The organism is Neisseria sp. DTU_2020_1000833_1_SI_GRL_NUU_006 (assembly GCA_032388755.1).
GTDB lineage: Bacteria > Pseudomonadota > Gammaproteobacteria > Burkholderiales > Neisseriaceae > Neisseria > Neisseria sicca_C.
In genome coordinates, this window is the sequence record CP135593.1 from 257132 (window position 1) to 269681 (window position 12550).

General features: G+C 52.1%; 14 protein-coding genes. 11 read left to right on the top strand and 3 right to left on the bottom strand.

All coding sequences use genetic code 11. The features are described 5' to 3' along the window. Nucleotides 1–150: 150 nt before the first annotated feature. On the top strand, nt 151–2100 hold the full coding sequence (gene rpoD / locus RSJ68_01135; protein ID WNU97398.1) for an RNA polymerase sigma factor RpoD: 1950 nt from the start codon (nt 151–153) through the stop codon (nt 2098–2100). A 90-nt stretch (nt 2101–2190) separates the two neighbouring features. Here the strand turns inward: rpoD and RSJ68_01140 are convergent, their stop codons facing one another. Then, nucleotides 2191–2742: an NAD(P)H-dependent oxidoreductase gene (locus RSJ68_01140; GenBank protein WNU97399.1), complete on the bottom strand. Its 552-nt coding sequence runs from the start codon at nt 2740–2742 to the stop codon at nt 2191–2193. Between the two features lie 93 nt (nt 2743–2835). Here RSJ68_01140 and RSJ68_01145 point away from each other — a divergent pair, with 93 nt between their 5' ends. After that, nucleotides 2836–3210: a helix-turn-helix domain-containing protein gene (locus tag RSJ68_01145; protein WNU97400.1), complete on the top strand. Its 375-nt coding sequence runs from the start codon at nt 2836–2838 to the stop codon at nt 3208–3210. Between the two features lie 94 nt (nt 3211–3304). On the opposite strand, the gene RSJ68_01150 is transcribed toward RSJ68_01145, so the two are convergent. After that, complete coding sequence (locus RSJ68_01150; GenBank protein WNU97401.1) at nt 3305–4054, bottom strand: lysophospholipid acyltransferase family protein; 750 nt, start codon at nt 4052–4054, stop codon at nt 3305–3307. A 114-nt stretch (nt 4055–4168) separates the two neighbouring features. Then, entirely contained in the window at nt 4169–4918 is a 750-nt protein-coding gene (locus tag RSJ68_01155) for a GNAT family N-acyltransferase (GenBank protein ID WNU97402.1), read from the bottom strand. A gap of 230 nt (nt 4919–5148) precedes the next feature. Between RSJ68_01155 and RSJ68_01160 the strand changes: the two genes are divergently transcribed. The 9 genes from RSJ68_01160 to RSJ68_01200 all read left to right on the top strand — a co-directional run bounded on the left by RSJ68_01160 (nt 5149) and on the right by RSJ68_01200 (nt 12505). Next, the gene (locus RSJ68_01160) at nt 5149–6288 is read left to right on the top strand and encodes an NADH-dependent flavin oxidoreductase (GenBank protein WNU97403.1); all 1140 of its coding nucleotides are present in this window, start codon (nt 5149–5151) and stop codon (nt 6286–6288) included. A 178-nt stretch (nt 6289–6466) separates the two neighbouring features. Then, nucleotides 6467–7246 carry a 16S rRNA (adenine(1518)-N(6)/adenine(1519)-N(6))-dimethyltransferase RsmA gene (gene rsmA, locus RSJ68_01165; protein WNU97404.1) on the top strand — a complete coding sequence of 260 codons (780 nt, stop codon included), beginning with the start codon at nt 6467–6469 and terminating at the stop codon, nt 7244–7246. Between the two features lie 17 nt (nt 7247–7263). Continuing rightward, on the top strand, nt 7264–7992 hold the full coding sequence (locus tag RSJ68_01170) for an amino acid ABC transporter ATP-binding protein (GenBank protein ID WNU97405.1): 729 nt from the start codon (nt 7264–7266) through the stop codon (nt 7990–7992). Nucleotides 7993–8087: 95 nt separating this feature from the next. Next, nucleotides 8088–8579 carry a MepB family protein gene (locus RSJ68_01175; protein WNU97406.1) on the top strand — a complete coding sequence of 164 codons (492 nt, stop codon included), beginning with the start codon at nt 8088–8090 and terminating at the stop codon, nt 8577–8579. Further along, nucleotides 8566–8925 carry a hypothetical protein gene (locus RSJ68_01180; protein ID WNU97407.1) on the top strand — a complete coding sequence of 120 codons (360 nt, stop codon included), beginning with the start codon at nt 8566–8568 and terminating at the stop codon, nt 8923–8925. Before RSJ68_01175 ends, RSJ68_01180 begins: the two co-directional genes overlap by 14 nt. Nucleotides 8926–8929: 4 nt before the next feature. Beyond that, on the top strand, nt 8930–9364 hold the full coding sequence (locus RSJ68_01185) for a protein YgfX (GenBank protein WNU97408.1): 435 nt from the start codon (nt 8930–8932) through the stop codon (nt 9362–9364). A 134-nt stretch (nt 9365–9498) separates the two neighbouring features. After that, a complete protein-coding gene (gene folC, locus RSJ68_01190) occupies nt 9499–10773 on the top strand; it encodes a bifunctional tetrahydrofolate synthase/dihydrofolate synthase (GenBank protein ID WNU97409.1) in 1275 nt (424 codons plus the stop codon). Nucleotides 10774–10785: 12 nt separating this feature from the next. After that, nucleotides 10786–12006 carry a cell division protein FtsN gene (locus RSJ68_01195; GenBank protein ID WNU97410.1) on the top strand — a complete coding sequence of 407 codons (1221 nt, stop codon included), beginning with the start codon at nt 10786–10788 and terminating at the stop codon, nt 12004–12006. Then, nucleotides 11999–12505 carry a CvpA family protein gene (locus RSJ68_01200; protein WNU97411.1) on the top strand — a complete coding sequence of 169 codons (507 nt, stop codon included), beginning with the start codon at nt 11999–12001 and terminating at the stop codon, nt 12503–12505. The genes RSJ68_01195 and RSJ68_01200 overlap by 8 nt, the downstream gene beginning before the upstream one ends. Nucleotides 12506–12550: the final 45 nt, after the last annotated feature.

Here is a 12550-nt window from a genome sequence, read left to right on the forward strand (position 1 = left end):
ATGATCCCGCAGAACACCCGTTCCAAAGAGCTTTCAGACGACCTCAGCGTTACAACCCGGCAGATTGAATTTAAATCGGTTGTAACTCTGTTCCGCCTTCAGGTGCATCATGCAAACCGTCGGCACACCATCAGATCAAGAAAGTAATCCATGTCTAAAGACCAAAATCACGAAGACTATCAAGAACAGGACGACAACCGTCCGCTGACCCTCGAAGAGCAGCGCGCCCGCCTGCGCCAGCTCATCATCATGGGTAAGGAGCGCGGCTACATCACTTATTCAGAAATCAACGACGCCTTGCCCGACGATATGTCCGATGCGGAACAAATCGACAACATCGTCAGCATGATTTCCGGCTTGGGCATCCAAGTGACCGAGCAGGCGCCTGACGCGGAAGACATTTTGTTGAGCGACAACGCCGCCGCCGTAACCGACGACGATGCCGTTGCCGAAGCCGAAGCCGCCTTGTCCAGCGCGGACTCCGAATTCGGCAGAACCACCGACCCCGTGCGTATGTATATGCGCGAAATGGGGCAGGTTGACCTGCTGACCCGCGAAGACGAAATCATCATCGCCAAAAAAATCGAAAACGCCCTGAAAAACATGGTGCAGGCGATTTCCGCCTGTCCGGGCTCCATTGCCGAAATCCTCGAGCTGATCGAGCAAATCCGCAAGGATGAAATCCGCGTGGACGAAGTGGTCGAAGCCATCATCGATCCGAATGAAGTGTTGCTCAACGAATTGGGCTTGGGACACTTGGAAAGCGCGTCAAACGACGATGATTCCGGCAGCAGTGAAGAAGATGAAGCGGATGATAGTGAAGATGACGACGATTCCGGCAGCGATTCCGAAGCCGTGACTGCCGCCCATCTTGCCGAATTGAAACAAAAAGTGCTGGATCACTTCGCCTTCATCGATTGCGAATACGGCAAAATGATTAAAAAATTAGCAAAACACGGCAGCCGCCACCCCGATTATCTGGCGCACCGAGAAGCTATCGCCAACAAACTATTGGAAGTCCGCTTCGCTACCCGACAAATTGAGAGTCTCAGCGGCAGCCTGCGCAACCGTGTCGAAAACATCCGCAAGCTCGAACGCGAAATCCGTGATATCTGCCTTGACCGCGTCCATATGGAACGCGACTACTTCATACAAAACTTTCTGCCTGAGATCACCAACCTGAAATGGGTGGAAGATGAAGTCGCCAAAGGCAGGGTCTGGAGCGACGCGCTTGACCGCTTCCGCCACGCTATCCTCGAAAAACAAACCGAGTTGGCGGACATGGAAAAAGAAACCGGCATTTCAATTGAGGAGCTGAAAGACATCAGCAAAAACATGGTGTTGAGCGAAAAAGCAACTGCAGCCGCCAAGCAGGAAATGATTCAGGCAAACTTGCGCCTGGTGATTTCGATCGCTAAGAAATACACCAACCGCGGTTTGCAGTTTCTTGATTTGATTCAAGAAGGCAACATCGGCCTGATGAAGGCGGTAGATAAATTCGAATACCGCCGCGGATACAAATTCTCCACATACGCTACATGGTGGATACGTCAAGCGATTACCCGCTCGATTGCCGACCAGGCGCGCACCATCCGTATCCCCGTGCACATGATTGAAACCATCAACAAAATGAACCGTCTCTCCCGCCAATATCTTCAAGAAACCGGCGAAGAGCCCGATTCCGCGAAACTTGCCGAGTTGATGGAAATGCCGGAAGACAAAATCCGCAAAATCATGAAAATCGCCAAAGAGCCGATTTCGATGGAAACCCCGATCGGCGACGATGACGATTCGCATTTGGGCGACTTCATCGAGGATGCCAACAACGTTGCCCCTGCGGACGCCGCGATGTACACCAGCCTGCACGAAGTGACCAAAGAAATCCTCGAAAGCCTGACACCGCGCGAAGCCAAAGTCCTGCGTATGCGCTTCGGTATCGACATGAATACCGACCACACGCTCGAAGAAGTCGGCAAACAGTTTGACGTAACCCGCGAACGTATCCGTCAAATCGAAGCCAAAGCCCTGCGCAAACTGCGCCATCCGACCCGCAGCGACCGCCTCAGAAGCTTCCTTGACAGCGAAGACAGCAAATTGTAAACAAAAAACCGCAGGTTTATCCCTGCGGTTTTTTATGGATAAGAGGTCGTCTGAAACAGAAGTTGTACGTTTTCAGACGACCTGTATCCTCTAACTTTTTTTGTCCAATTTCCGCAATAATGTTACCAATCCTTCCGCGCAATCCTCTGCTTTGCTTTGGATTTCTTCGCGGCTGTATAAGGCGGGCGATGTGCCGTGGAAATAGAACGGGTCGATGTAGCGCATCTGCGTAAAATAGGCGGTCTGTTCCAGGTTTTTGCAGAATTCGTACACGCGGAAATGCGCTTCGCCATCGGCGCGGTAGTCTTGTTCGGGCGAGCCGACCGTTATGCTGGCGACGAAGTTTTTGCCTTTCAGTTTGTCCCCGCCCGTGCCGTAGGCAAAGCCGTAAGTAAACACGGAGTCGAAATATTGCTTTAGAATTGCGGGCATGTTGTACCAGTACAGCGGATATTGGAATACGACGGTTTGATGGTGCAACAGGGCCTGCTGTTCGGCGGCGGCATTGATGCGGTAGTCGGGATACAGTGCGGCGATGTCGCGGATTTCAACGTCTAAACCACTGCGGGTCAGATGTCCGATGACGGCTTTATTGGCGACGGATTGGGCGAAATCAGGATGTGCGAGGATGACGAGTGCCATGTTTCATTCCTTGTCAGGATGTTGGAGACGATAGGATTTTAGGCAGCTTCAAAACCTGCAAACAATAACTATCCGTTTGAATAGGTGTATCGGATGAAGACAGAGTGTCAAAGCGAGTGTTTCAGTTTCGGCGGCAAAATCTATCCTTGTCCGCTCAGTGTGGCGATGGATTTGGTCGGGGGGAAATGGAAGGCGGTCATCCTTTATCATTTGCAGGGCGGTGTAAAACGCTTCGGTGAATTGCACGGCAGCCTGCACGGGGTAACTGAAGCCGTATTAAGCCGTCAGCTCAAGCAGTTGGAACAAGGCGGGCTGGTCTCGCGCGAAGTATTCGGCAACAGGCCGCCGTTGAGGGCGGAATATGCGCTGACCGATTTCGGCAGGAGTTTCCTGCCTGTTTTGGAGAGGTTGACCGAATGGGGAAACCGTACGGTCTTGGAGTATGGGGAAGTGGTAGTCCGTGAATAAGGCGGGAAAAGCGTTTTGCCTGCCTTTATTGCAAAAGGTCGTCTGAAAACCGGTTTTCCTGTTTTTCAGACGACCTTTCATTTGTTTTGACTCTTTAGCCCAATTCTTTCAATTTCCGGCTCAAGATGCCGTGTACTTCTTGTACCGTTTCGTAGCGGTCTTCTTTGGCAGGAACCGGCTCCAGAAAATGCAGCTCCACCTTGCTGGAAGGCTGGCTGATGATCATACAGATGGATTGCCACAGGCTGGTATCGCCCACATAAGCCGCCTGAAGGTTCGGACTGGTACCGTCGGGATTGGGGTAGCGGCAGAGCATGGGGATAATGGGAACACCTGCGTCGTAGGCGGTTTGGAAAAAGCTGGGCTTGAACGGGAGGATTTCATAACCTTCCGTACTCGTCCCTTCCGGGAAAATGGTTACGGTATCGCCGTTTTTAAGGGCTTCGGTTACCGTGGCGATTTTAGCGGTATTGCCTTTGGTGCCTTTATTGCGCGAAACGTAAACGGTTTGCGCCTGTGTAGCGAGATAGCCGACCACCGGCCATTTGGCAACATCGTCTTTTGCCACGAAGCGTCCTGGGAATGCACCGTTGACCGCCATGATGTCCAACCAAGAGATATGGTTGCTGATTAACAACTGCGCCTGTCCTTCCTGAGGCAGCGTGCCGAAGGTTTCCAGCTTCATGCCGCATGAAGCGAGAACGCGCAGCGACCAGATTTGGATGGCACGCAGTTTGCGCCGTTTGCTGTAAAAGGGAAACAGGAAGAACATTTCCGCCATACCGTAAAGCAGGCAAATGCCGATGCAGAGCAGGCGGAAGGTAAAACGTAGTTTGGCAATCATAAGGTTGTGGTGTGTGCAATCTTGGTATAGGGTGAAACCGCTAAAAATCGGTTATTTGCTGATTTCACAATAGTTGAGGTCGTCTGAAAAGGTTTTCAGACGACCTTTTGGTCTTTATGGTTTAGGGGCGAAACGTTGGAGGTAACGGTCTGCCAGGCGGGTGATGTCCATCATGATGAGCACGTCGGCGCAGTTGAACGCTTCATCGACGCAAGGCTCGCCGCAGAACCATGCGCCCGCATTGAGGTAGCCTTTAATCAGCGGCGGGACGTCCGGTTTGTCCGACGGGGTGATTTCGTCCCACTTGAGCGGATTGAGCGGCTTGACGCACCATTTTTCAGGCGCAAGGTATTTAGATTTCAGAGCATGATACAGACCCGCCGCATCGCTGCCGCCATCGTGCATATCGATGCTGCCGCAGCCTATCATGAAGCGCAGGTTTTCGTCTTTCATGAATTTGACCAAACCCGACCACAAAAGCATAACCAAACCGCCGTTGCGGTAGTCGGGATGGGTGCAGGCGCGGCCGAGTTCGACGGTTTGCGGCAAGATGTCTTTCAAAGGGGACAAGTCAAATTCGTGTTCGCTATACCAGCCGCCGACTTTTTTGGCGGTTTCTTCGGTAATCAGGCGGTAGCAGCCGATGACGTCTCCGGTTGCGTCGTCAAAAGCCAAAAGATGGTGGCAATATTCGTCGTAAGGATCGACATCGCGACCGTCGTCGCTTTCGATTTCCGCCCCCAGTTCTTGGGCAAATACCTGATAACGCAAGCGTTGTGCTGCTTCAATTTCCGCCTGCGTTTCCGCAAGGCGCACGCTCAGACCGATTTTGGGGCCGGTTTGGTTGAAACGGCTGGAGGACATTTGACTTCCTGTCGGATGAAAAGAGTTGATTATAGCGGATATGGCAGAGGATTTATATTTCTACCCCTTTGGATGCCTTCATTTGCCGGTTGGCTGCTCTTAAAAGTGTTGGCAAAAGATCGTCTGAAAACATTCCGTTTCTCCGAAACCGTGTTTTCAGACGGCCTCGTTCTTGATAATTCCCTATTTGTCCCAATTCTGTCGAAGTTATTAATTTTCGACAGAACAAAATGAATCCCAAATACGCTCCGCTTTTCCAATCGTTCACACTCAACAACGGCGTAACCGTCAAAAACCGACTCGCCGTTGCGCCCATGACCCATTTCGGTTCGCACGCCGACGGTTTAATCAGCGACCAAGAGCGCATATTTCTCGGCAACCGCGCAGGCGATATGGGGCTCTTTATCTCCGCCGCCACTTTGGTTCAAGAAGGCGGCAAGGCCTTTCGAGGACAGCCCGAAGCTACGGGCGAACACTGCCTCGACAGCCTGAAAGAAACCGCCCAAATCATTCAAAAACAAGGTGCGAAAGCGATTTTGCAAATCCATCACGGCGGCTCTAAAGCGATGGCGGAACTCAACCGCCGCGACAAAATCAGCGCGTCCGCCAGCGAAGAAGAAGGTGCGCGTGAAGCGAGTGCCGCAGAAGTGGAAGAACTCATCGCCTCCTTCGCCCAAGCTTCCGATTTGGCACTTCGCGCAGGCTTCGACGGCGTGGAAATCCACGGCGCGAACGGCTACTTAATCCAACAGTTTTACTCCGCCCAAAGCAACCGCCGCAGCGACCAATGGGGCGGCAGCTTGGAAAACAGAATGCGCTTTCCGCTCGCCGTCGTCGATGCCGTTGCCGCCGTCCGCAACAAACACCAACGCAACGACTTCATCATCGGCTACCGTTTCTCGCCCGAAGAAGCAGGCGAAGACGGGCTGACCATGACCGAAACAGGCGCACTGATTGACGCGCTGGTGCAAAAGCCGCTGCAATACCTGCACGTTTCCTTGTGGGAATTTGATAAGAAAATCCGACGCGGCGGCGATACGGCGCAAACCCGTATGCAGTTCATCCACGACCGCATCAACGGCAAACTGCCCCTTATCGGCGTGGGCAACCTGTTTACCGCCGACGATATTCTGGCGGCGTTTGAAACCGGCTGGGCGGAATTTATCGCATTGGGCAAAACCGTCATGATCAATCCGCACATCGCCACACAGATCAGTGAAGGCCGCGAAGCCGAAATCGAAACGCAACTCGACCCGAAGCGCGCCGACCATTACGGCTTACCCGACATCCTGTGGGAATTTTCCGCCAGCGGTACGCAATCTTGGCTGCCGCCGGTAAAAGGTGCGGACTGGAAGCCGGTGGATGCTTGATTAAACAATTCAGCCGCCTACCCGCTTTTCGAGTAGGGTAGGGGATGAAATTGCCGTTACAGCTAAAGAGGTCGTCTGAAAAACGTTTTCAGACGACCTCTTTCTTGTCCGACAAAACGCTATGTTTTTCAGTTACAATACGCGCTTATTATAATGATCGACAGTTTGAAGAGACGCGATGAAAGAACATAAGGCCCGGAAACGCTTCGGGCAGAATTTTTTGCAGGATACGCGGATTATTGCCGATATTGTCAACGCCGTGCGTCCGCAGGCGGATGATGTGGTGATTGAAATCGGGCCGGGCTTGGCGGCGATTACCGAGCCTTTGGCGAAGAAGCTGAACTGTCTGCACGTTATCGAAATCGACCGCGACATCGTACGTCGTCTGAAAACGCTGCCGTTTGCGGATAAGCTCGTGATTCATGAAGGCGATGTATTGCAGTTTGATTTCAACAGCATCGCGGGCAAAAAGAAAATCGTCGGCAACCTGCCGTACAACATTTCCACGCCGCTTTTGTTCAAGCTGGCGGAAGTGGCGGACGATGTCGTCGATATGCACTTTATGCTGCAAAAGGAAGTGGTCGAGCGCATGGTTGCCGTGCCGAAAAGCAACGACTACGGCCGCTTGGGCGTGATGCTGCAATATTTTTTCGATATGGAGCTGCTGATTGACGTGCCGCCCGAATCGTTTGACCCTGCGCCGAAAGTCGATTCGGCAGTGGTGCGCATGATTCCGGTGAAACACCGCATCGGCAAGGCGGACGATTTCGAGCATTTCGCCAAACTGGTGAAACTCGCCTTCCACCAACGCCGCAAAACCATACGCAACAATTTAAAAGAGCTTGCCGGCGACGAGGATTTACAGGCAGTCGGCATCAGCCCGCAAGACCGTGCCGAACATATCGCGCCGGAGAAATATGTGGAACTGAGCAATTATCTCGTCCGTAAGGTCGTCTGAAAACATCTGGAAACAACATGATTAAATTCAAAAACGTACATAAACATTTCAAAGACCTGCACGTCATCAACGGCGTCAATCTGGAAGTGAAGCAGGGTGAAGTGGTGGTGGTTTGCGGACCTTCGGGCAGCGGCAAATCGACGCTCATCCGTACCGTCAACCAGCTTGAAAGCATTGAGAGCGGCGAGATTTGGGTGGACGGTATCAATGTTGCCGATCCGCAAACGGATTTGAACAAGGTGCGTGAGGAAGTGGGTTTTGTGTTTCAAGGCTTCAATCTGTATCCGCATCTGACCGTATTGGAAAACATCATCCTGTCGCCGATGAAGGTGAAAAAACAAAGCCGCGAACAGGCTGAGGAAAAGGCGATGGAGCTGTTGGAACGCGTGGGTTTGGCGCATAAAAAAGATGCATTCCCCAGCCAGCTTTCCGGCGGACAGCAGCAGCGCGTGGCGATTGCGCGCGGGCTGGCGATGGAACCGCGCGTGATGCTGTTTGACGAACCGACTTCCGCGCTCGACCCGGAAATGGTCGGCGAGGTGTTGAAAGTGATGCAGGACTTGGCGGAAAGCGGCATGACCATGATGTGTGTCACGCATGAAATGGGCTTTGCGCGCGAAGTGGCCGACCGCATTATTTTTGTGGATAAAGGGCAGATTTTGGAAAACGAAACACCGGAAGAGTTCTTTACCAATCCGAAACACGAACGTGCCAAACAGTTCTTGCAGCAAGTGATGACGCATTAACAGCTTGTCAAAAGGTCGTCTGAAAGACAGATTTAGGCTTTCAGACGACCTTTGGCGAATGCAACTGACATCTCTAAAGACAAGACAATAAAACAATGAAAATGACAGACATTCTTCATAGGTATTATGGTGACTTTGATCTGATAAAGGAAAAATGGAATGAAGACTATGAAAGCATTTTAATTAAGACAAAGTATGATCAAAAATATAAAAGATGTCGTTTGGCAAAGAAAACACCCAAAAAAGAAGGCTACTTTACAGTCTTTTGGAAAAAAGACCAAGAGAACAAAAATATCCCTTATACCGATGAGGACTTGGGCGATGAACTGATTATTGTCGTGATAGACGGCTGTCATTGCGGTTTATTTATAATTCCCAAAGAGGTGGCTATCAGTAAAAAAATTCTCTCTACAAAGGATTGTAAAGGAAAGATGTCCATGCGATTTTATCCACCCTGGTGCACAAATTTAAATAAAACAGCCCAGAAAACACAAAAATGGCAAATGGATTATTTTAGAATAGATATAGACGGTAAAGAGACTATCTCCGATTTTGCCGTAGCAAAGGAAAACCATGTATTTTGTTGACCGTACCGCCGTCGTGCTTAAGCCGACCGCCCGTTTTTTGGAATGGCTGAAATCCGCCGATGAAAATATGCCTGACCTGACCATCGAGCAAATCCGTGCCAACTGCTCCGTATTCCTCGTGCCGCAGTTTGACGAGCCGGAAGCCGTGATTGCCTATTTTGACGAACGCTACCAACAGATTTTCGAGGCGGAGTTGGCAGGCTGGGACATCGATAAAAGCAAGTGGCCGCAAGACATGAGCCTGAAGGCGTTTTGGGAATTTTTCGATACCGAAATCCACGATATGGTTTTGGACATGGAAGAAGCGGAATTGAGCATTACGCCCGTGTTCGACAATATGATGTAGGGCGATGCGCGCTTTTCAGACGACCTTGAAGCCGTCCCGTTCTTTAAAAGCCTTGTCCGTTTTGTTGCATTTGTCCGCAGTTGCCGTGTGCCTGATATGGTTTTACGGTTGGATGATGTGGTTCGGGCTGGCGGCGTTGGCGGGCAGTTTTGTCCACGCTTGGCGCGTGGTGAATTTGCGGACGGCGGGTGCGGTAAAGAAAATCGCCATCGACCGCCATGCGCGCGCTTCCGTATTTTGCGGAAACGGAGAAGGGCAGGGCGCGGTGTTGGACGGTGCGACCATGCTGACTCCTTACGCTTTGTTTTTACAGTGGAACGCTGATGGCAAAACGATACGGCAATGCGTGACGCCCGATATGGCGGATAAAGAATCTTACCGTCGTCTGAAAGTTTGGGCGCGCTGGTGTCAGGCTCAGAATGCCGGGCATCCGCTTTAATTCAACAAGGCGATTTCCCGCCTTGTCCTATACAAATTAAACCCAATATAAAAATAGTCCACACAAGTAGCAGTAACCGTCCCCATTATTCCGAAACGACGGTTTCAGACGACCTTTTGAAAAACGAAACACACATGAAAACATTACAAGACTGGCTCTCGCATTTGGAAACCGCCCACAGCGGCGGCTTAATCGACATGGGCTTGGAACGCACGGGCGAAGTGAAAAAACGCATGAAGCTCGAGCCGCAATGCCCCGTCGTCGTCGTTGCGGGAACAAACGGGAAAGGTTCGGTCTGCGCCTATCTGACGCAGATTTACAAACAGGCAGGCTTCAAAGTCGGTACGCTGACCAGCCCGCATTTATTGCGTTACAACGAACGCATCGCCGTCAACGCCGAGCCGGTTTCAGACGACCTCATCACCGCTTCCTTCGAGCGCATCGAAGCGGCGCGCGGCGAAATATCGCTAACCTATTTTGAATTCAATGCCTTGGCGGCGGTCGATATCTTCATACGCGAACAAGTCGATGTGATGATATTGGAAGTCGGCTTGGGCGGACGTTTGGACGCGGTCAATGTGTTCGACTGCGATTGCGCGGTGGTTACCAGCGTGGATTTGGACCATCAGGCGTTTTTGGGCGATACGGTCGAACAGGTCGGCTTTGAAAAAGCAGGCGTGTTCCGCAGCGGCAAACCCGCAATCTGCGGGCAAAACCCCGCACCCGAATCGTTGGTCGCACACGCCGAAGCCATAGGCGCGAAACTGCTGATGGTGCAGCGCGATTTTGATTTCGCCTCATTGGAAAACATCCAATGGAACTACCGCTTCCATCCGCAGCATTCAGACGACCCCGCGCGCAACCGCAATTCCCTGCCGTTCCCCGCATTGCGCGGCGCATACCAGCTTTCCAACGCAGCCTGCGCGTTAACCGTGTTGGAATGTTTGAACGACAAATTGCCGGTGGACATCGGCGCCATCAAACGCGGATTGCTGCTGGTTGAAAACCCCGGACGCTTCCAAGTCCTGCCCGGCCGTCCGCTGACCGTTTTGGATGTCGGACACAATCCCCACGCTGCCCGCGCCCTGCGCCGCAGCCTGATTAATTTGGCGTTTGCGCAAAAACGCACCGCCGTGTTCAGCATGCTGTCCGACAAAGACATAGACGGCGTGTTGGAAATCGTTAAAGACCAGTTTGACGAGTGGTATATCGCGCCTTTGGACGTGCCGCGCGGCATGACGGCGGAAGCCTTGCAGGCGAAACTGGAAGCACAAAATATCGAAAATATACAAACTTTTACCTCCGTTCGCGAGGCGTACCGCGCAGCTTTGGCTAAGGCGGGCGAAAATGATAGAATCGTTGTTTTCGGCTCATTTCATACCGTTGCCGACGTGATGGCGGCGTTGTAAAAGGAAATCTCCATGTCTGACAATAAGCAAAATGAAGTTCTGACCGGTTACGAACAGCTAAAACGCCGCAACCGCCGCCGCTTGGTTATGGCATCGGGGTTGGTGGCGGCATCGACCGTTTTATTGGGCGTCGCCCTGTCAACCGGACCGGAAAACAAGCCAGAAGAAAACGCCCAAACTACAACCATCCAACAAAACAACGCCAACGCAGAACCTGCCAACTTGGCGGATGCGACCGTGTTGGAACCTTCTACCAAAGAAGATTTGGAAGCGGCGGCAGAAGCGGCTAAAAATGCCGATGCCGAAGTAGCGGACAAACCGCAGGAAACCGCCGCGCCGGAGCAAACTGCGCAAGCCGAGCCGCAACCTGATGCGCCGCCAGCCGCGCCCGAAGATGTAGGCCCGCCTTTGGTGTTGATTAACGATACGCTGTCAGACAGTGACATCAAAGGTTTGGAAGAATCCGAGAAAATCCAAAAAGCCGAAGCCACCAAACGCGAAGCAGCCGAGAGACGCGCGGAAGAGCGCCGCCGTAATCGTGAAGAACAGCGTAAAGCGCAGCAGCTTCAAGCCCAAGAAGCAGCGGAACGCGAAGCCAATGCCGCAGCGCGTAAACGTGCGCTTCAAGCTGCCAAAGCCGAGAAGGCCGAGCGTGCCGCTGCAGCCGAGCGCAACAAATTGGCACAGTTGGAAAAAGCCGAGAAAGCCGTTGCCGAACGTAAGGCATTAAAAGCCAAAGAAGAAACGGCGGCGAAACACAAAGCGGCAGCGGAAAAAGCCAAAGAAGCCGTCACAGCATCCGCATCCGAACCTAAAGAAAGAATTCGGGTAGATGCTTCCAAATACGAAAAAATCGAAACAGCCGGCAAAAAAGCTTCCGCGGTAAGGGAAGCCGAAGCGAAAGTTGCCAAAGCCAAAACTGAGCAGACGGCCAAGGCAGAGAAAGCCGCTACTGCCGAAAGGTCGTCTGAAAAGGCAAAAACCAAAACCGCCGAAGTCAAATCAGGTAAAAAAGCCGCCATTCAGGCAGGTTATGCTGAAAAAGAACGCGCCTTGAGCCTGCAACGCAAAATGAAAGCGGCAGGTATCGACTCAACCATTACCGAAGTGATGACGGATAAAGGCAAGGTTTACCGCGTCAAATCGGGCGCATACAAAAACGCCTACGACGCCGAGCGCGACTTGAACAAACTGCGCGTACACGGTATTGCCGGACAGGTAACCAATGAATGATATTCCGTTAGCCGACATACTCGCCTTCGGCGTGATCGCAGCGTGTATCGTGATGTCGATGATACGCGGCGTCATTGCCGAAGCGGGTTCGCTGTTTGCGTGGGTGATTTCCTTTTTGTTGGCTAAAACGTTTGCCGTGCCGTTTTCGGAAGTGGCGTTTAAATCGATTCAACCGCGCGCCTTGGGCGTTGCCATTTCGTTTGTCGTGATTTTCTTTTTGGCGCGTTTTTTACAGCAGTTTTTGCGCACCATACTGACCAACGCAGCGTCATCGATGGGCTTGGGCAGCGTCAACAGAGTATTGGGCGGCGTGTTCGGCGCAGCCAAAGGCGTGTTGCTGGTGACTTTGGCGGTCATGGTCTGCGCCCACACCGATTTGCCCGAAACGGAAGATTGGCAAAGCTCGTACAGCATTCCTTATTTCCAATCATTGTCTGAAGTCATCATGCCTTATCTGCCCGGTCAGAAGGACAAGGCGGAAGATAAGGCAGAATCGTAAATCCACCGGTTTCAGACGACCTCGATTACATCAAAGGTCGTCCGA